The 17,949-nt window shown below is 41.2% G+C and carries 22 protein-coding genes, 1 pseudogene and 1 riboswitch; of the genes and pseudogenes, 14 read left to right on the top strand and 9 right to left on the bottom strand.

From position 1 onward, the window contains the following. Positions 1 to 47: 47 nt before the first annotated feature. Positions 48 to 617 (top strand): TetR/AcrR family transcriptional regulator, encoded by a 570-nt coding sequence (locus tag V3595_RS02510; RefSeq protein WP_402898692.1) that lies wholly within the window; start codon positions 48 to 50, stop codon positions 615 to 617. Between the two features lie 51 nt (positions 618 to 668). Then, positions 669 to 1,016, top strand: a complete 348-nt coding sequence (locus V3595_RS02505; RefSeq protein WP_485905314.1) for a DUF4260 domain-containing protein — start codon at positions 669 to 671, stop codon at positions 1,014 to 1,016. 54 nt (positions 1,017 to 1,070) lie between these two features. Here the strand turns inward: V3595_RS02505 and queE are convergent, their stop codons facing one another. The 3 genes from queE to queC are packed head-to-tail and all read right to left on the bottom strand — an operon-like array spanning position 1,071 to position 2,927. Further along, a complete protein-coding gene (gene queE, locus V3595_RS02500; protein ID WP_214748913.1) occupies positions 1,071 to 1,799 on the bottom strand; it encodes a 7-carboxy-7-deazaguanine synthase QueE in 729 nt (242 codons plus the stop codon). Next, a complete protein-coding gene (gene queD / locus V3595_RS02495; RefSeq protein WP_402899924.1) occupies positions 1,792 to 2,262 on the bottom strand; it encodes a 6-carboxytetrahydropterin synthase QueD in 471 nt (156 codons plus the stop codon). The genes queE and queD overlap by 8 nt, the downstream gene beginning before the upstream one ends. Beyond that, positions 2,262 to 2,927, bottom strand: coding sequence for a 7-cyano-7-deazaguanine synthase QueC (gene queC, locus V3595_RS02490; protein WP_485905714.1), 666 nt, complete (start codon positions 2,925 to 2,927; stop codon positions 2,262 to 2,264). The genes queD and queC overlap by 1 nt, the downstream gene beginning before the upstream one ends. 55 nt (positions 2,928 to 2,982) lie before the next feature. Next, a riboswitch (PreQ1 riboswitch) is annotated at positions 2,983 to 3,025 on the bottom strand. A gap of 530 nt (positions 3,026 to 3,555) precedes the next feature. Here queC and V3595_RS02485 point away from each other — a divergent pair. From V3595_RS02485 to V3595_RS02440, 10 genes and pseudogenes are all read left to right on the top strand, one after another. Beyond that, positions 3,556 to 3,951 (top strand): annotated as a pseudogene (locus V3595_RS02485) (HAMP domain-containing protein); the annotation flags it as partial. Further along, the gene (locus V3595_RS02480; RefSeq protein ID WP_485905712.1) at positions 3,943 to 4,890 is read left to right on the top strand and encodes a methyl-accepting chemotaxis protein; all 948 of its coding nucleotides are present in this window, start codon (positions 3,943 to 3,945) and stop codon (positions 4,888 to 4,890) included. The pseudogene V3595_RS02485 and the gene V3595_RS02480, both read left to right, overlap by 9 nt. Before the next feature lie 441 nt (positions 4,891 to 5,331). Next, complete coding sequence (locus V3595_RS02475; protein ID WP_063232584.1) at positions 5,332 to 5,547, top strand: hypothetical protein; 216 nt, start codon at positions 5,332 to 5,334, stop codon at positions 5,545 to 5,547. 788 nt (positions 5,548 to 6,335) lie between these two features. Next, positions 6,336 to 7,517 (top strand): poly-gamma-glutamate synthase PgsB, encoded by a 1,182-nt coding sequence (gene pgsB, locus V3595_RS02470; protein WP_101223059.1) that lies wholly within the window; start codon positions 6,336 to 6,338, stop codon positions 7,515 to 7,517. A 15-nt stretch (positions 7,518 to 7,532) separates the two neighbouring features. Further along, a complete protein-coding gene (gene pgsC, locus V3595_RS02465; protein WP_048687555.1) occupies positions 7,533 to 7,982 on the top strand; it encodes a poly-gamma-glutamate biosynthesis protein PgsC in 450 nt (149 codons plus the stop codon). Positions 7,983 to 7,992: 10 nt separating this feature from the next. Then, complete coding sequence (locus tag V3595_RS02460; protein WP_485905313.1) at positions 7,993 to 9,258, top strand: CapA family protein; 1,266 nt, start codon at positions 7,993 to 7,995, stop codon at positions 9,256 to 9,258. Positions 9,259 to 9,332: 74 nt separating this feature from the next. Then, positions 9,333 to 10,916 (top strand): gamma-glutamyltransferase family protein, encoded by a 1,584-nt coding sequence (locus V3595_RS02455; protein WP_485905312.1) that lies wholly within the window; start codon positions 9,333 to 9,335, stop codon positions 10,914 to 10,916. A gap of 69 nt (positions 10,917 to 10,985) precedes the next feature. Further along, positions 10,986 to 11,135 (top strand): CapE family protein, encoded by a 150-nt coding sequence (locus V3595_RS02450; RefSeq protein ID WP_485905311.1) that lies wholly within the window; start codon positions 10,986 to 10,988, stop codon positions 11,133 to 11,135. Between the two features lie 83 nt (positions 11,136 to 11,218). Continuing rightward, a complete protein-coding gene (locus tag V3595_RS02445; RefSeq protein WP_485905310.1) occupies positions 11,219 to 11,473 on the top strand; it encodes a poly-gamma-glutamate hydrolase family protein in 255 nt (84 codons plus the stop codon). After that, on the top strand, positions 11,463 to 11,858 hold the full coding sequence (locus V3595_RS02440) for a poly-gamma-glutamate hydrolase family protein (RefSeq protein ID WP_485905309.1): 396 nt from the start codon (positions 11,463 to 11,465) through the stop codon (positions 11,856 to 11,858). The genes V3595_RS02445 and V3595_RS02440 overlap by 11 nt, the downstream gene beginning before the upstream one ends. Here the strand turns inward: V3595_RS02440 and V3595_RS02435 are convergent. Then, positions 11,855 to 13,057 (bottom strand): C40 family peptidase, encoded by a 1,203-nt coding sequence (locus tag V3595_RS02435; RefSeq protein WP_485905308.1) that lies wholly within the window; start codon positions 13,055 to 13,057, stop codon positions 11,855 to 11,857. The genes V3595_RS02440 and V3595_RS02435 overlap by 4 nt on opposite strands. Before the next feature lie 399 nt (positions 13,058 to 13,456). Between V3595_RS02435 and V3595_RS02430 the strand changes: the two genes are divergently transcribed. After that, entirely contained in the window at positions 13,457 to 13,738 is a 282-nt protein-coding gene (locus tag V3595_RS02430) for a HesB/IscA family protein (protein ID WP_485905710.1), read from the top strand. Between the two features lie 207 nt (positions 13,739 to 13,945). Here the strand turns inward: V3595_RS02430 and V3595_RS02425 are convergent, their stop codons facing one another. The 3 genes from V3595_RS02425 to V3595_RS02415 form a co-directional block, all read right to left on the bottom strand. After that, on the bottom strand, positions 13,946 to 14,089 hold the full coding sequence (locus tag V3595_RS02425) for a hypothetical protein (protein ID WP_485905307.1): 144 nt from the start codon (positions 14,087 to 14,089) through the stop codon (positions 13,946 to 13,948). Between the two features lie 615 nt (positions 14,090 to 14,704). Continuing rightward, a complete protein-coding gene (locus V3595_RS02420) occupies positions 14,705 to 14,902 on the bottom strand; it encodes a hypothetical protein (RefSeq protein ID WP_485905306.1) in 198 nt (65 codons plus the stop codon). Between the two features lie 127 nt (positions 14,903 to 15,029). After that, positions 15,030 to 16,280, bottom strand: coding sequence for an MFS transporter (locus tag V3595_RS02415; protein ID WP_485905305.1), 1,251 nt, complete (start codon positions 16,278 to 16,280; stop codon positions 15,030 to 15,032). A 370-nt stretch (positions 16,281 to 16,650) separates the two neighbouring features. Here V3595_RS02415 and V3595_RS02410 point away from each other — a divergent pair, with 370 nt between their 5' ends. After that, a complete protein-coding gene (locus tag V3595_RS02410) occupies positions 16,651 to 16,947 on the top strand; it encodes a hypothetical protein (RefSeq protein ID WP_485905304.1) in 297 nt (98 codons plus the stop codon). Here V3595_RS02410 and V3595_RS02405 read toward each other — a convergent pair. Next, complete coding sequence (locus V3595_RS02405; protein WP_485905303.1) at positions 16,928 to 17,413, bottom strand: SRPBCC family protein; 486 nt, start codon at positions 17,411 to 17,413, stop codon at positions 16,928 to 16,930. The genes V3595_RS02410 and V3595_RS02405 overlap by 20 nt on opposite strands. Before the next feature lie 23 nt (positions 17,414 to 17,436). Then, complete coding sequence (locus V3595_RS02400) at positions 17,437 to 17,949, bottom strand: GNAT family N-acetyltransferase (protein ID WP_485905708.1); 513 nt, start codon at positions 17,947 to 17,949, stop codon at positions 17,437 to 17,439.

Here is a 17,949-nt window from a genome sequence, read left to right as displayed (position 1 = left end):
AGCTATCATCCTAATTAACCAGTGGTCAATAAATAGGAGGTGTCAAGATGTCGCCAAGGAAATCGGCAGGTAAAGAATTATCCAGGGAAATGGTGTTGAATGAAGCTAGAAACCTTTTTGCAACGTTAGGGTATTCGAATGTCTCAATGAGGCAATTGGCTAAATCATTGGATTGCAGCCATGGAGCCATTTATTATCATTTTAAAAATAAGGCGGAAATATTTTATAGTTTGGTAAAAACGGATTTTTCCGTATTAAATAATTTAATCGATGATATCATCATGTCGGAAAATGATCCTACTGTAAAAATGGAAAAGATTTTATTGTGCTTCTTGGAGTTCGGTTTAACCCAACAAAATCATTATTCCATAATGTTTTTATCGAAGGAAAAAGAAATTCAGCAGTTACTTCAATTTGATTCTAATAAAACATATGAAAAGCTAATCCAGTCCCTGACGGACCTAACGGACAACAAATTGAATCCTGCGTCCATATGGTCGATTTTTCTTTCTCTTCATGGATTCATAACTTTTTATATTAATTCTGAGCTAACTTATCAAGATGTAAAAGGCTTAGCTTATTTTCATGTAAAAAATATCATCAGGAACATCATATAATTTTTTTGAATATTATTGACCATTGGTCAAATAAACTTTGGAGGTTTTAATATGGTAAAGAAATACCTTCATATTGAAGGACTCGTGGTCCTTTTAGCGGTGATTTACATCTATTCGTTATATGAATTCAGCTGGTGGATTTTCCTTCTATTGATTTTATCGCCTGATGTTTCCATGCTGGCCTATCTGATCAATGATCGGATTGGAGCAAGGGTTTATAACTTATTTCATACTTATACCCTGTCCATCTTCATGATTTTGCTAGCCATTTTTCTAAAGTCGGATGCATTGATGCTGTTTGGTTTAATTTGGACCGCGCATATTGGAATGGATCGCTTATTTGGATATGGCCTTAAATACACATCATCCTTCAAAGCTACACACATTCAAAGGTTGTAATAAGCTTAAAAGGCAGTGTGATTACGCATCTCACTGCCTCCTGCTCTCTTTTCTTTATACGCCCCGCTTGTTTCCCCATATATAGGTATGCAGCTGGGGCAGCACTTTCACATCATTCAATTCATCATCCGCTATCACTTTATCAATTAACTCTTCGTACTTCTTTAAAAGACCGCTGATCAATTGACGATCATCCGCCGTCCTGCTGTCGTCATTGCCGACCTGCAGATAAAAAGGAATTTCCGGGTAACGCCCATGTACATGTTTGGCATATTGATAATCTTCCTCGTTAAAGACGACGATTTTCAATGAGACATGATTTTCAGGATTTCGATTGGCAAGGTTCGAGATGATTTGGTCGAGCACCGTAAAGTCCGTGTTCATACCAGAGCTCGGCGGCTTAGGTGAAATAGTCAGTTCATCAATATCGAGAAACCAATCCTGCCATCGGCTCCCTTGGGTTTCGACACCTATTTTCATTTTATTTTCATGTAAGATCGCTATCAAGCCGTTTAGGTTTTTCAGCAGAGCCGGGTTTCCTCCTGATATCGTCACGAAGGAAAAACCGGAACCCCCAATACGCTTCAGCTCATCCCATATTTCTTCGGCAGTCATCTGGACGGTATCTTCCTTACCGGTGCCATCCCAAGTAAATGCGGAATCACACCAGGCACACGAATAATCGCAGCCGGCCGTTCGAACGAACATGGTTTTTTGGCCAATGACCATTCCCTCTCCTTGGATGGTCGGCCCAAAGATTTCCATAACCGGGAGTTTACTCACTTTCCATCCACTCCCGTCTGGCTTCGGCATAGCTTGTCGGCGTTTCGTACAGTCGAACAAATTCGACTCTAGCACCCTCATATTCTTTTAATGAAAGGGATTCGGCCATTTTTTCATAAATCCAGACAACCATATTTTCAGCTGTTGTATTCATGAGCGGCAGGGTTTCATTCAAATAACGGTGATCCAGGTGGATTTCAATTTCATTTTTCCATATATCCTTGATGTCCCCAAAATCTATCATCAACCCGCGTGAATCTGTATACCCGCTTAATCCAAAAATGACCTTATACGTGTGGCCATGCAAGTTCTTGCATTTTCCTTCATAATCATGCAGATGGTGTGCTGCATCAAAGGTGAATTCCTTACTCACGAGAACCCTCTTGTTTGTATACTTCAATTGGCTGCGCTGAATATCTTCATCTATTTTTTGGAGTTTATCCACTATCTTAAAACCGTACATCATGAAAGCACCTTCCGTCTGCTTACATAGTCATCCAGTCCTTTTTTACGCAGATTACATGCCGGACAATCTCCACAGCCGTCGGAGATGATTCCGTTATAGCAAGTCAGGGTCTTTTCGCGGACAAAGTCGAACGCGCCTAGCTGATCCGCTAGCTCCCATGTTTCCTCTTTATTAAGCCACATTAGCGGCGTATCAATGACGAATGACTGGTCCATCGACAAGTTCAAGGTCACATTCAATGATTTAATGAATACATCGCGGCAGTCCGGATATCCGCTGAAATCCGTTTCACAGACACCGGTGACAATATGTTTAGCGCCAATCTGACTCGCCAGCACTCCGGCAAACGAAAGGAACAGCAAATTCCTCCCTGGTACGAAGGTCGACGGCAATTCCCCTTCTTCTCCGTCCGCCACAGCAATATCACTTCTCGTCAGCGCATTTGGTGCCAGTTGGTTCAGCAGCGACATGTCAAGGATATGATGGTTTACGCCCAATTCCTTGGCAATGTTTTGAGCGCATTCGATTTCCAAGATATGCCGCTGATTATAATCGAACGTCACCGCTTCCACTTCCTCAAATCTCTCCATCGCCCAGAACAGGCACGTCGTACTGTCCTGACCTCCGCTAAACACAACCACTGCCTTTTCTTTCTTCTTCATTTCTATAAAACTCCTTTTTACGGAAAAAAACAGCACCCTAAGAATAGAGCACTGTTTCTCCTTAGTTTTTTTGAGAGGGTAGCTAGAACCTCTTCCGCCTTAACACGGAATATTATATTTTTCCAAGTCAATAGTAACTTGAAAACGATAAGAAATCAAGATGTTTATATTAAGAGAACATTAGATCTGATGGAAAATTTGGTTAACTTTTCATTGCTTAAATATCCTTTTATTTATCCGATAAAACAGTGTGAATAAAATATCGATAAAGGGGTCCAATAATTTGAAAAGCATTAAAGCAAAGGTATTAGTGGCATTTTCACTCATCATATCTTTATGTGTCATCTTAGGAGCATTCAACATCTATAGCAGCAACAAGTCACTGGTATATTCCCAGGATATCATCGAAAAGGAACTTCCGCTTCTTATCCAAGACGACAAGCTGCTATACAATCTAGTACAAAGAACCGCATACGCCCGAGCCTATATTCTTTATGGTGACGAGAGTTATAAAGAAGGGTTCTTACAATATACTGAAGAAAGCCAGGTCATCCAGGAGGATCTCCTTGCCTTAAGCGATTCTGATAAAGCGAAGGAATTAATCGAGAAAAGCGTGGATTGGAGGACGATGATTGTAGACCGGGTGTTTCCACAATATGAAAATGGAAATGAAGTACGCGCTAAAGAGATACTCAAAAATGAAGTGGCGCCAATAAGCAATGAAGTTATGGAGGGTTTCAAGGAGCTTGCTTCGGAACGCGAGGAATTGATTGTCGCTTCAGGTGAAACCGTCATCGCCAGCGGGAAATCGGTTAAGACGACAAGTATCATCATATCCATTGCGGCAGTCCTTATCGGCCTTGTCCTTGCGGTTGTTACAGCCAACCTCATTACCACCCCCCTCCTTAAAATCAGGGATAGGATGAAATTGGTGGCTGCAGGAGAGCTGAATCATGAGCCCCTGGAGCAAAAGTCAAATGATGAAATGGGCGAACTAACGGTATCCGCCAATCAAATGCAGAAAAACCTTCGTGATACGATCGAAAAAATGCTCATTGTTTCGCACTCCGTTTCCAACCAAAGCGAAGATCTGACTCAATCAGCAAATGAAGTGCAGCAGGGCAGCAAACAGATAGCGACTACGATGTATGAACTTTCGGAAGGTTCGGAGTCACAAGCCAACCGGGCATCTGAAATGGTTCGCATCATGGATGATTTCACCGGCAGGATTAAGCTTGCCCACCTAGAAGGGGTGGATGTAGCTAAAAGTTCAACCGAGATCCTTTCCTTGACCAAGGAGGGCACCACTTTAATGCGCAGTTCGGTCCAACAGATGCAAAGTATTGATGGAATTGTCAAAAATGCCGTAGAGCAAGTGAAAGGGCTCGATTCTCAATCACAGCAAATTTCGCAGCTTGTGCAGGTCATCAAGGATATATCCAATCAAACCAATCTATTGGCGCTGAATGCAGCCATAGAAGCTGCTCGTGCTGGTGAACATGGCAAGGGCTTTGCCGTCGTCGCCGATGAAGTGCGCAAACTCGCTGAAGAGGTCACACACTCCGTTGGGGATATCACCAATATTGTCTCCGCCATTCAAACAGGTTCAAAAACGGTCGTCCACTCCCTGGAAGATGGTTATACACAAGTGGATGAAGGTACGAAACAAATCACGCTCACAGGCCGAACCTTTGAAACAATCAATCATTCTGTCGGGAATATGGAAATGAAAATACAGCATATAACAGACGAATTGAACTATATCTCCACAAATAGCCAAAAAATCAATCAGGCTATCGAAGATATCGCAGCCGTTTCTGAAGAGTCCGCGGCAGGAATCGAACAAGTCTCCGCCTCCGCTCAGCAATCCAGCTCTTCGATGGATGAAATCACGAATCATGCCAGTGAACTTGCATCTTCGGCAGAACTGCTCACTGAACAGGTTAAGAAGTTCCAATTATGACACTAGCAATTTCCCGAATGCGGGAAATTGCTTTTTTCCTTCCATTATAAGGGTTGTTTCATTTTCGTATATTCGGGGAATAAATAACTATACACAATAATAAACCATTAAAAAACAAATCTATCAGAAGCGGCTGGAAGTGAATATTTTCCTTTGTTTTCAGAATATTTAGTGTATAATTGATTAAAGGAATATTTTAACTTAAATAATCACCTCTTCCAATATCTGCTACTGCAAATCCCGACATTTCCTTTCAACACCATGCACGGGAACATATACCCAGTAAGGTTCCATTGCATGCTTTCTCTCGAATCAAACCGTTCACAACTTTATTCACACAAAAACACGATTCCCACTCCAAATTTTTTAAAAAGGTTAAATTTCACTAATGATATGTTACTATTAAACTAAGACCTTTTAACCCCATAAGGAGGAATTCATATGAAACGTTTTTTCAAATTCATAACAGATTTTAACGAAAGAAAAGCACTGGAACGGGAAACCGAAGAATTCTTTCGCAAAGAATACGAAAATTATATGAAGATGAATCCTGACAATCAAGGAAAAAGAAGGAGATTAGCTCCTAGACTTTATGTGATTGATGGCGGTAAAAAGGGCTCCAACCTTGAAATTTCTGACAGAAAGAAATCTAGTTAACCTGATTCCTTCCATAATCAGCTACACAGGCTGCAGTTCGAGACCCACAAACGTTAAATCTCCAGATAAACGGAGATTCGTTACCATTCCATTCATTTACAATATATAAGCCGAAAGCTCAGAAATGCTTCTGAGCTTTTTTATTTTGCATTCTTCTTTAAAACACTATATCTATAGAAGAAACTAGGTATTTTTTTTAAAAAATGGGTTAACTTTAGTTTATTTCATGTTTTAGGTAAAAGATCAATGATAGACCCATGGGTATTACCTAAGGAAAAAACCGGAAAATACCAAAAAAAAGAGATGTGTTCTTTTACTCATCTTTGTCCATATTCAAAAGAGTTCAACTAATTGAGTCGTTAGATGCAATATTTCACATTGAATGACAAATGCATAAAAATTGTTACGTTTATGTCAAACAATGGGTATAAACAATTAACAAACTGTAATAAACCTCACTTTTCAAAAACAATTGTTATTCAAATATAGCCATTATGAATTAGGTTCAAATACTCATGAATCTATTTTGATTCTGACCAAAATGGGTTTTTATTAAACTTTCCATAATTTAGTGTAAATAAACCGAGGATTCCCTTAATTTCCAGCCATATCTTTGTACTCATAAAACAATTTATCCCATTAGATACTATTACACTCCAATATACATTTATTTGAAAAAGCTGATAATAACTATATTGCAATAAGATAATTGACTATTGCCTATTAAGTTTAAAATCATGTAGTGTGTATTCAGTAAATCAAATATTTAAAAAAAGAGAGGTTAAAAAATGGCACCAATATTTATTTGTGCGATCTTTTTGCTTGGCTATGGCATTTTCGAACAAAAGCGCCATCAGAAGCGTCTCGACTCCATCCCGGTACGTGTGAATGTGAATGGGATCCGAGGGAAATCGACTGTAACGCGTCTGATTACAGGTGTGATCCAGGAAGCTAAGTACAAAACAGTAGGTAAAACAACCGGAACATCAGCAAGAATGATCTATTGGTTTACCGACAAGGAAAAACCGATTGTACGCCGACCGGAAGGACCCAACATAGGAGAACAACGGCGTGTAATTAAAGAAGTTGCCGATTTAGGAACCGAAGCACTGGTTTGTGAATGTATGGCCGTACAGCCTGACTATCAACTAATCTTCCAAAACAAAATGATCCAAGCAAACATCGGGGTCATCGTGAATGTATTGGAAGACCATATGGATGTCATGGGACCGACTTTGGATGAGGTTGCTGAAGCCTTCACTGCTACGATTCCCTATAATGGTCACTTAATAACCATCGAAAGTGAATATTTGGACTTTTTCAAGCAAATTGCCAAAGAACGCAATACAAAAGTGATTGTGGCAGACAATTCCAGAATTTCGGAAGAATTTCTACGCGAATTCGATTATATGGTATTTCCGGATAATGCATCACTGGCATTGGCCGTTGCGGAAGCTTTGGGCATTGATGAAAAAACAGCTTTTCGCGGCATGTTGAATGCGCATCCCGATCCAGGTGCTATGCGGATCACCAAATTCGGAGATCCCATCCAGCCAACTTTCTTTGTCAATGGCTTTGCTGCCAATGACGCGTCATCGACGTTGAACATCTGGGAACGAGTCAATACATTCGGATACAGCACAGAACCTCCTATCGTCATCATGAATTGCCGTCCCGACCGTGTGGACCGTACCGAACAATTTGCTAGAGATGTATTGCCTTACATAAAATCTGAAATCGTCATTTCCATTGGTGAAACCACATCACCGATCACTCGGGCATTCGAGCAAGGTAAATTGGATACAAAAGAATATTGGGATTTGGAAAACTGGTCAACTGAAGAAATCGTGGCCCGCCTCCGCCCAATGATGAAAAATCGCATCGTCTACGGTGTCGGGAATATTCACGGTGCAGCGGAACCATTAATTGAAGCATTCATGAAATCTAAAACGAAGCAAAAAGCGAGTTAAGTAGGAGGAACCTTAATGTTTGGATCGGATTTATATGTAGCCCTAGTGCTAGGAGTTACGCTTAGTCTTATATTTTCAGAAAAAACGGGTGTCGTACCCGCAGGACTTATCGTGCCAGGTTATTTGGCATTGGTATTTGACCAATGGGAAATCATGCTGACCATCCTGATCATCAGTGTCGTAACTTATTTGATCGTCACTCATGGCCTTTCAAGATGGGTGATTTTATATGGAAGAAGAAAATTCGCAGCCATGATGGTGACCGGGATTTGCTTGAAGCTCCTGTTGGACTTAGTCTACCCCGTCATGCCATTTGAAATATTCGAGTTTCGGGGAATCGGTATAATCGTACCTGGATTGATAGCGAATACGATTCAAAGACAAGGAATGCCATTGACACTTGGCAGCACGCTTTTATTATCCGGCTTGACTTTCGGTTTAATGAACGTGTACTACCTATTCTGAGGTGCAAAAAATGAAACGGACTTTAAATGCAAAAGAAAAAACACTTATCTTTATTAAACGCACAAAGAAAAAGAATCTTAAATACTCTGGAATCATACTACCAATATTACTAATCGCTTTGGTCATTACCACTTGGATGGGACGGGCTGAAGAAGTGAAAACAACCGCTCCAAAATCCGATCAACCATTGACGATGACAATGGTCGGTGATGTGATGATGGGACGTTATGTTGAAGAAGTGGCGGAAAGGCATGGGTATGAATACCTCTTCCGGTATATGAAGCCCTATTTTGCCAATTCGGATTATGTCAGTGGGAATTATGAACATACCGCTTTAAAAGAAGAGGTATCTAACTACAAGGAAGCAGATACGCCCATCCGGTTAAACTCCAATACTAGTGGTGTGGAAGCCATTAAAGATGCTGGCTTCTCTGTGATGTCTTTGGCAAATAACCATATGATGGACTATGAAGAACAAGGCCTCCTTGACACGATTGATGAATTCAAAAGTGCAGATATGCACTATATCGGTGTTGGATCGAACACTGCGGAAGCTAAAAATAGCATCGACTATGCGGATGTTAATGGCGTACGTGTCGCAACACTTGGCTTCACAGATGTTTACGGTAAGGATGCCGTGTCAAAAAATGATAAAGCCGGACTATTGAACTCCAACCCTGATTTATTATTTGAAATGATCGGCAAAGCAAGGAATGCCAAGCAAGGCAACGCAGACTTGGTTGTGGTGAATATGCACTGGGGACAAGAGTATTCAACATCAACAACCGCTCGTCAAAAAGACTTGGCTAAAGCTATCATCGATGCGGGGGCTGACATCATCATCGGCCATCACCCCCACGTGCTTCAATCGTTTGATGTTTATAAAGATGGAATCGTTTTCTATAGCTTAGGAAATTTCATATTCGATCAAGGCTGGACACGCACAAAGGATTCGGCCATGGTTCAATACCATTTAGCGGAAGACGGAAAAGCTACAATCGATGTCCTTCCATTGCAAATTGAAGAAGCAACACCAAGGCCAGCTACCTCTTCAATCGACAAATCACGTGTTTACCGGCAGTTGACGAAGGAAACGAGTGAAAAAGTCCATTGGTCGAAAAAAGAGGATCGCATCGAGATTACCTTGGATCACAAAAAGGTAATCGACCATAAGGCACAACGTGAACTAGAGGAAAAGGCAGCAATGGAAAAGAAAGCTGCTCAAGAGAAAAAAGCAGCACAGGCTAAACAACAGGATACGCAGCCCATTCAGTAAGGAACGCTTTGTTACTACTATTTGAAGAATAAAGACACACAACTTAGAAGCTCAACTAAAAGGGGGAACAACCGATGATTAACCGTATGACGGGAAAAGTACTCATATCCCTTAGCATGCTCATATATATTGCTGGATGTTCGAAGACACCCCCTATTTCTGACATGAATGATCCGATAGAGAGTAAAACGGAACAATCATATGGGGTCAGTTCTTCAAACCCAATCGCAATAGATGTCGGGATGGATATATTGGAAAACGGCGGAACGGCGGCGGATGCCGCCATTGCCGTATCTTATGTATTAGGTGTAGTTGAACCTTATGGATCTGGCGTGGGTGGCGGCGGCGGTATGCTGATTGCCCCGGAAACCGGCGATCCCAATTTTATCGATTATCGTGAATCCTCTCCGGAAGACCCAAGTTCAAGACACGATACAGGGATTCCAGGCTTAGTGGCCGGCATGCAGGTTATAAGTGATAAGTATGGGAGCGTACCGATGGAGGATCTTCTTCAGCCGGCGATAGATTTGGCTGAAGACGGATTTAAAGTCGACGAATCGTTATCATCACGCTTAGATGCAGCTCAGCCAAGGATATCTTCCGATGCGACTTCTCTTTTTTATCCTGATGGTGATGCCATTGAACCAGGCAAAACTCTCGTCCAAGAAAGACTTGCTGAAACATTGAAGCAGATTCAAAAGGAAGGTCCTGATGGTTTTTATAAAGGGGAAATTGCGCGTGATATTAAAAGAGAATCAGATATCGACTTGAAGGATTTAAAGCGCTATGAGGTGAAAGAACGTAAGCCGGTCCAAGGAGCATTTGCCGGTTATGATGTTTTTACCGCCCCTCCGCCCTTTTCAGGAATTACAGTTCTTGAAATGTTAAAGCTCGCCGAGGAAATGAACCTAGGTGATTCCTCAAGCAAATCAGCTTATATGAAAATCTTGGGGGGCATCACGGATACTGCTTATCAAGATCGGTCCGCCCATGTTGGAGATGGAATAAGTCACTCTAAGGCGGAAAAATTGCTCTCCCCCATTCACTTGGATAATCTTAAAAATAAGATCAAAAGTGAAAAATGGGAAGATAAAGAATCGAATGGTTCAGAAGAGCATGAAAGTACGACACACTTTGTGATAATGGACAAGTATGGCACTGTCGTTTCCACAACAAATACGCTCAGTAACTTTTTCGGATCTGGGGATTATACGAATGGATTTTTCCTTAACGATCAATTGAAAAATTTCCGGTCCGGCTTGAATTCTCAAGAGGCATATAAACGGTCAAGAACTTTCACCGCTCCGACCATTCTCAAGAAACCAGGGCAGGAATCGATTGGGATCGGCTCACCAGGCGGTGATAGGATTCCGCAAGTATTGATGCAGGTTCTTTATTCTTATACAGAGAATGAAGGCCCATTTCAGGATATCGTCGACCGTAATCGGTTCGTCTTTGATGGAAAGAAGATTTATACAGAATCCAGGCTTTCGGATGAAACAATATCCGACTTGGAAGATTCAGGATATGAAGTCATTCAGAAAATTTCCCCCATGTATTATGGCGGTGTTCAAGTACTCGTTAAAAACGAGAAAAATGGACAAATATCCGGAGCCGGGGATAAAAGAAGAAATGGAAGCTGGAAAGCTCAGCAATAAACGAGAAATCCAGCTCCTCCTTTTCTAAATATCATATGAATTTTAACGATGTATAAGGGGACTTAGAATATGAATATCGCAAAAAAAATAACAAGCTGGGTCATACCCGTTTTTATAATAGCTGCCCTGCTTGTAACCATGAATACGTTTAAACGGACAGAAACTTTAACACCCGACGAGCAAAAAAAGATAGAACAATATACGACTGTCGAAAAATGAAAAAAGCCGGGGCATCCCCGCTTTTTTTATTTTTGCCGTCAACGGGTGAAAGATTAAAACCAGTACAGATACGGAGGATAACCATGAAGGAAAATAACTATACTGATTTTATTGAATTAGAGCAAAATGAACAAGAAGACCTCGATTACCGTATCATCGTTCATCACAGGAATCCTGATATTGCAGTTCTAGCCATACATGGCGGGAACATCGAACCAGGAACTAGCGAGATTGCAGCCGCACTTGGAGAAAGGCTTTGTGCAAGCACCTATCTATTCGAAGGTCTTAAACCAAGGGGCAACCAGGTCCTCCATATAACATCCCCGATTGTTCAATGAACCGGTCGGCGTTTCAATGGCAGCGAACGCACAAACCACCCTTTCCATCCATGGCCACTACGACGTACATAATGCGCTGGTTTACATTGGCGGAAGGAACGAACCCTTTAAGAACCTGATACAGCAATGCCTCAACAAAGCTGGATTTCAAACTGATCATGCACCGCAGCACCTTTCAGGGATGAAAGGAAACAACATCACCAACATATCCAAAACGGGTGCAGGCGTGCAATTAGAACTTTCCACTAAGCTTAGAAAAAGCTTTTTCAAATGTGATGACTTTACCAGTAAAAACAGGGTCAATCACTGTGATCTTTTTAAACGGTTCGTTACTGCCATTGAAAAAGCGACTCTTGAATATAAACAGATTGAATGGCCTTCTTAGTCCATAAGGCTTTCAACTTGACCGAAGCTTTCGAATTTCTCGGCAAAATAACCTGACGAAAGATTGGAGATATGAACGCCCGTGTTTTCCGTTGTATGGAGAAAACGGCCATCACCTAGATAAATACCTACGTGGGTCACCCCCAGCCTTGTTCCTGTGTCCCTAAAAAACACTAAATCCCCTGCCTTTGGATTTTCGATTTTGGGCAGTAATGAGAAGTAATCTGCTGCAGAACCCCGTTTTACTGAAAGGCCCTGTTCCTTCATGACCCAATAAATGAATCCGCTGCAATCCATTCCAATCATCGGATCTTCTCCCCCGAAAACATAGTTGAATCCGCGTAGAGTGTATGCATACTTGATGACATCATATGCTTTATCATATGCAGCCTCCTGGTTTACATAAAACGGATACAACGGGTTGCTGTATAGTTGAAGATACTGCCCTTGCATCAATTCATCCGTACTTAAAGCGTTACGACTTTTGATCGTACTCATGGAAATGCTGTAATTCTCCGATATACTTTTAAGCGTTTCTCCCGTTTGGACGATATGCTCTCCTTTAGGCGTATATGTTTTGTACGCCACTCGGTATTTTGCAAAGTAATCTTCTGTAGTGGATCTCACCTGAACCGTTTCTGCACCATATCCAGAATTGACAAATTGGTTTTTGCCGATATAAATACCCGCAGTCACGACTTTAAAGCTGTCTTTTTCCAGAAAGAATATAATATCCCCGGTTTTCGGAGTGGCTGTATCCATCCCTTGCTTATAAAAACCATCCACTGTCAAACGGTCGACCGGCACATTTTGCTGGGAAAGCACCCAATGAATCAATCCGCTCGAATCAAACCCTTTTTCAGGCGTCTCCTCTCCAGCTGTCTTTTTAAACCCTATAAAAGATTTCGCATAGTTTGAAATTTTTTTTCCTCTCTCCGACCATTGATAGATGGAAGGAGTATACGCCGTTTGAATGATTGTCAACCTTTGGCCCGCAAATAACTTATCATCCGGTAAACCATTCGTTTTCATTAATTGCTCAGCCGATATCTCGTATGTCTTCGCAATCGATTCTACCGTTTCGCCAGTGGTTACAGTATGCACAGGATCTGCTGCCTCGGCCTTAAAGCCAGGTAAAAAAGTGAAATTGACCATTAATACCAATGTAAGTATCATACCGCTTAATTTTCCATTAAACATTTTAACCCTTCCTTTAAAGCTGAAATATTTTTAAATACGATGTTCAAGTAAACTCCATCATATGAATCTTTTATCCTATCACCCATCCAAACAGATGTGCCTTAACTCTCACCACAACAATATTATCGGCGAACCTAATAAAACATTTAGCCTATTTTTTACAAAAAAATTCGTTCGCGGTCAATGAAACACCTTGAAAATAAATCAATATTCCTATACTGTAAATTTTCACCTCATCGAGATAAGTTGGAAATCGAAGAAATCCTAGAGGATTTTATTTTTTTGTGCAGAATGGGTAAAGTTAGATTAGAGGAATCCCGGTCATGATAAAGTCGTGCATATACGGCTTGCCCTTTTTATGAAGTGGATAACGATATAGGAGTGAACATTTTGATAAAAATGACAGAGAAAGCCCAGCAGGCAATTAAAAATATGCAGCATAGTTTGGGAGGGGAAACGTATTTGAGGTTTGGCATAAACAGACCTTGCTGTAACCAGATGAACTATACATTAAGCTTGGCAATCTCTAAAATGGAGCACGAGGAAATACTCGTTTTACATGATATAAAAATGTTGATCGACCCATCGGACTCCCATTTTACAGATCAAACGGAAATTGATTACGAAGGCGATGGTTTTTTGATCAGGAACCCGAATCCATTGGTGTCACCCATCATCTAGCAGAAGTAATTAAGGGGAAAGCATTAATGGCCTTCCCCTCGTTTCTATGAATCTATGGCATGTACACCGTTTTACTATGTGAAAGCTTCAAAAACACATTATTCATTGGCTGTCGTTAACTCAAGCAAGTTGTTTTCCGCCTTTTATGGACACCATGTTTACATCATCCTGGGAAGCACCATAAGATTTTTAATCTAGTAATCTATCTCAGATTAAATCTTGGATATGCAGCAATGGAAAATGAGGAGATAGTGATGAGTGATGCGATTGCATTACTGGGTGGAGCAGTGTCACCATCGTCGTTATTGGTATGACAACAAAAATAGTCCCGCTTTTTGGGCCTTGAGCCATTGGACCCTACTTGTCCGATTCCTATATATTATTCCCCTTTGTAAAAAAAGCATGGATACTTGACCAGCCCCTCTAAATTTGTACTTTTGTACTTCTAGTGCGATTTTGTCCACTAAAGAGAGATGCCTCGTTAAACGAATCAGGGTCAAGTGCCTGCAGAATGGTAAAATGGCAATACACAAAAAAGGGGAAACCACTTAGTGGCCTCCCCCGTTCCTTTAATTCTTTATCTGGAATTCCCCCAGCGTATGCTCCAAATCATTTATTAACTGTGTAAGATGTTTTGTATATTGAAAAGTTAATTGCAATAGGAGGATCGGATTGGTCTCATCCCGAACCATGGTTTTAAAAGAAGACTTGTTTATCCTTCATGTTTTTTAAACCCTCACTAGATTGAAGAAATTTGCGACACTCCTGCCGAATAACTGGCTAGCCAAGACCCAAAGACGCTTGCTTTGATGAGGCTTGGCAGGCAGCCGGCGGAAAGGGTGCGGATTTCCGAAATCAACTGGAACGTTTTTTAAATATAAAAAACTATAGACCGACAATAGAATATGTCGGTCTTTTTGATTCGAAGCTGATCATTTCCATGAAAAAGGAAAGAAGATACCTCATTTACTTTTTACCTGGCTTGGTGAATTGCTGACCAATTGCACCTATTATTAAAATGATGATCGAAATGAGACTGTAGTCCTTAAAAAAGGTCGTAAATGGAATTTCCAGAAATAAAAACGCCATCGTAAGCAGTCGTCCTATAAGTAGGATCATTCCGATAACTACCATCCAATTAAATAACTTTCTCAAAAAATCCATCTTTTCCTCCTTAGCCAATCTAATGATGACTTTCATGGTGTGACATTAATAAATAACTGGAGTGCTGCCAAATATCCAATACCCTTCAGGCTCCAGTTTTTCATCACACATGGCGTTACGTGTACCATTACTCGAGGGCATCTTTCGAGATTGGTTTTCCGGCTTCGATCAACACTTTGCTGCCCAGCAGGAAAAATCCTTGAATGAACAGCAATATACCAGTTCCTATAAGGAGCCATTCTATTTTAATGATGTCGGATATCGGTCCGAATACAAGCATTCCCAGGGGCATCATGGAAGTCGAGATCATTCCTAAAACACCAAATACCCTCCCAAGAAGATCACCCTCGACCTTCTCCTGTAACAAGACCATGGACGGCGTATTAAAAATGGGCATCGCCAATCCCACTACCCCCATGATGATCAAGTAAATCCAGAAAACGGGGATGATTCCAAGAGCGAAAGTACAGGCACCAATTATAAGGCTTGCAAGTGTCATCGTATGGATCTTGTTTTTAAAGCCTCCCCAGGAAGCCATGAAAATCCCGCCTAGCATCATACCGATGGCAAAGGTGATTTCTATCGCAGTCAACCGCCAAACATCATTCCCGAAAGAGCGTGTGACCTGAAGCGGTGTAAGAAATGCAACAGGTGCGGCAAGCACGAAGAAAAATGCGAAAAACATAAAGAACTTCTTAAGAAAGTCGTGATTCCTGATATAACTGAATCCTTCTTGCAAATCGGTGAAATAGCTGGTTGTTTGCTTTTGTAATGCCTTCGCATGTGCTGGAATTTTCAAAAATGCCAGCAATGTGAAGATGGCAATTGCAGCTGTAATCACATCAATGAAGAAAATGGTTTCGATTGAAGCCATCGTAAGCAGCGCGCCGCTCACCATGGGGGAAACGAGCATCACCAGCGCTTGAATACTTCCATTTGTCCCATTCACCTTCGTAAGCTTATCCTCTGGCACAAGCTGCGGAAGAATGGCCCCGACCGCAGGAGTCTGGATTCCAGTTCCGATCGCCCGGACAGCGGACATGACGAAAAGCAGCCAAAGCTCATCGTAGCCGATTAAAAACAAGATGGCCAATATCAGCGTTGAAATGGCAATCAATGAATCCGAAAGAATGATCAGCATCTTCCGATTATAGCGGTCTGCCCATACCCCCGCGATTGGGGAGAGTATAAAAGTAGGCACGAAACCACAAACGATGGATATCGTCATCATGACACCCGACTGTGTATTCAACGTGATATACCACATGATGGCATACTGAACTAAGGACGAACCAAAGAGGGATATGGTCTGACTGCCTAGAAAAAGAGTGATATTCTTTTTCCAATTGTCTTTTACTTGTTCATTTAATGATTTCATCTCTTAAACACCTCATTCTATTTTCAATATTTTTTTCTTAACGCCCTAAAAAAAAACACAGGCTATCTGCCTGTGTTTAGAGTAAATGGATCAGAACCTATCTAAAGAAACCTGATAGGATAATTATTTTCACGATAAAAAATAATCTCCCACTGGCGTTCGGTTTGGTCAATACAATGGAGAATTCACCACTTTACACGTATCCAAAATGACCACCTTGGATAGGTAAAGTATTTCTCCCCTTAATAATTCTTCTATTTTAAAGTCAACTGGATTAGCGAAAACCTTTGATCCACAAAGGTTCCCGCGGCTTCAGCTGGACAGCAAAAAAAGAGGTTGAAATCGTCTCTTTTTTTCATAAAAGCGTAAAATGAAGGTTTCCTTAAAAATAGACAGACCATTCCCATTTACCCTGCGGACATGCAGAGCCCTTGAACGTATTCAATTAACGGTTCAAAGATTGGAAACGCAGTCTGATAAATGTCACAAGGAAAACCTCCATTTCTTAAAAGTTAAAGTCATCTTAACATGGAGCCAACTGGAATATCAATTAAAAACTTCCTTCATGGCAGAAGCATCACTTCGGCTTTGGCCGAAATTAATTGTTCCGCTTCCTTATGTATCCACCTGCATGCCACACATGTCATTCATCCATCAATTCGTTTGACGGCGGCCGTATATTCCTTATGCCAATTTTCCCATTCATCCATCGGGAAGTCCTGATGATGACCATCAAGTAAATCACTAAACATATCAAGGCATATATGCCAGCCTGCCAAATCTTTTGATGTATGATCATTAACTGGCGTGATGGATTCTTTCAATACTAATGAGCATCCATCCTTTTCAGGGGATACCTCGAAACGAACCCAGCCGTCCCCCCATTCAAAATCTAAAACGGCAGATTCTTGGAAGTCCCTGATCTTCATATCAAAAGATTTCCCTGACCCATCATTGAAATTGAATTTTATGGTCCCGTCTTTTCGAAGGTCCTTCATCTCCAGGTTGGACATCCACTTTTCCACCTTATCATTCTCCGTTAAAGCACTCCATACCTTTTCAACCGAATGATTGAGCAGGCGATCGAATCTTGCGATAATCCCATTACCTTCTTTTTCGATGACAGCTTGCACTTAGATTCACCCCTTTCAATTCGTTACCCAATCTTATTTTTATAATAAAAAATGGTCGGATGTAATTCACCATTTGCCGATTTCGCATAATCAGGAATCCTGCCTGCCTGAATATATCCCAATGATGTATACAGGGAGTTAGAAGGATCCCCTTCCCTTGTATCCAGGACCAATAATGTCCGTCCCTCTTGCTTGACCCTGTTCTCAGCCTCTAGCATGAGTGAACGTCCTATTCCATTTCGTCTATAACCAGTATGTGTCATTAATTTTGCGATTTCCGCTCGATGGCCGCCGTTCCGCTTTGAACATAAATGTAACTGTACACTCCCGACTATCTTACCCTGTAATTTAGCAACTAATAGAATCACCTCAGGATTTATGGCACTACTCCAATAATCAATCGCCTCAGACCGTTCCATGGGAGGTAAAAAACCTATGGACGCGCCAGCATCCACAACCTGCGCCAAAAGGTCGGAAAGTTCATTAAGATGGTATTCGATTGATGTTAATTGTTCGATTTTCACATCGGCGTTCAC

Origin of the sequence: Bacillus sp. CFBP9009 (assembly GCF_036541465.1) — a bacterium.
Lineage (GTDB): Bacteria > Bacillota > Bacilli > Bacillales > DSM-1321 > Peribacillus.
Note: the sequence above shows the minus strand (reverse complement) of the source record. Positions and strands in the feature narration are given on the sequence as shown.

What these genes read in the sequence shown, in the direction of transcription:
- V3595_RS02455 (WP_485905312.1), top strand. Translation starts at nt 9,333, where the DNA reads ATGATTAACCGTATGACGGGAAAAGTACTCATATCCCTTAGCATGCTC.
- V3595_RS02425 (WP_485905307.1), bottom strand. Translation starts at nt 14,089, where the DNA reads ATGGCTCAAGGCCCAAAAAGCGGGACTATTTTTGTTGTCATACCAATA.
- V3595_RS02435 (WP_485905308.1), bottom strand. Translation starts at nt 13,057, where the DNA reads ATGTTTAATGGAAAATTAAGCGGTATGATACTTACATTGGTATTAATG.
- V3595_RS02480 (WP_485905712.1), top strand. Translation starts at nt 3,943, where the DNA reads ATGCAGAAAAACCTTCGTGATACGATCGAAAAAATGCTCATTGTTTCG.
- V3595_RS02505 (WP_485905314.1), top strand. Translation starts at nt 669, where the DNA reads ATGGTAAAGAAATACCTTCATATTGAAGGACTCGTGGTCCTTTTAGCG.
- V3595_RS02460 (WP_485905313.1), top strand. Translation starts at nt 7,993, where the DNA reads ATGAAACGGACTTTAAATGCAAAAGAAAAAACACTTATCTTTATTAAA.
- V3595_RS02420 (WP_485905306.1), bottom strand. Translation starts at nt 14,902, where the DNA reads ATGGATTTTTTGAGAAAGTTATTTAATTGGATGGTAGTTATCGGAATG.
- V3595_RS02445 (WP_485905310.1), top strand. Translation starts at nt 11,219, where the DNA reads ATGAAGGAAAATAACTATACTGATTTTATTGAATTAGAGCAAAATGAA.
- V3595_RS02410 (WP_485905304.1), top strand. Translation starts at nt 16,651, where the DNA reads ATGAAGGTTTCCTTAAAAATAGACAGACCATTCCCATTTACCCTGCGG.
- queC (WP_485905714.1), bottom strand. Translation starts at nt 2,927, where the DNA reads ATGAAGAAGAAAGAAAAGGCAGTGGTTGTGTTTAGCGGAGGTCAGGAC.
- pgsB (WP_101223059.1), top strand. Translation starts at nt 6,336, where the DNA reads ATGGCACCAATATTTATTTGTGCGATCTTTTTGCTTGGCTATGGCATT.
- V3595_RS02430 (WP_485905710.1), top strand. Translation starts at nt 13,457, where the DNA reads ATGACAGAGAAAGCCCAGCAGGCAATTAAAAATATGCAGCATAGTTTG.
- V3595_RS02450 (WP_485905311.1), top strand. Translation starts at nt 10,986, where the DNA reads ATGAATATCGCAAAAAAAATAACAAGCTGGGTCATACCCGTTTTTATA.
- pgsC (WP_048687555.1), top strand. Translation starts at nt 7,533, where the DNA reads ATGTTTGGATCGGATTTATATGTAGCCCTAGTGCTAGGAGTTACGCTT.
- V3595_RS02475 (WP_063232584.1), top strand. Translation starts at nt 5,332, where the DNA reads ATGAAACGTTTTTTCAAATTCATAACAGATTTTAACGAAAGAAAAGCA.
- queD (WP_402899924.1), bottom strand. Translation starts at nt 2,262, where the DNA reads ATGTACGGTTTTAAGATAGTGGATAAACTCCAAAAAATAGATGAAGAT.
- V3595_RS02415 (WP_485905305.1), bottom strand. Translation starts at nt 16,280, where the DNA reads ATGAAATCATTAAATGAACAAGTAAAAGACAATTGGAAAAAGAATATC.
- V3595_RS02510 (WP_402898692.1), top strand. Translation starts at nt 48, where the DNA reads ATGTCGCCAAGGAAATCGGCAGGTAAAGAATTATCCAGGGAAATGGTG.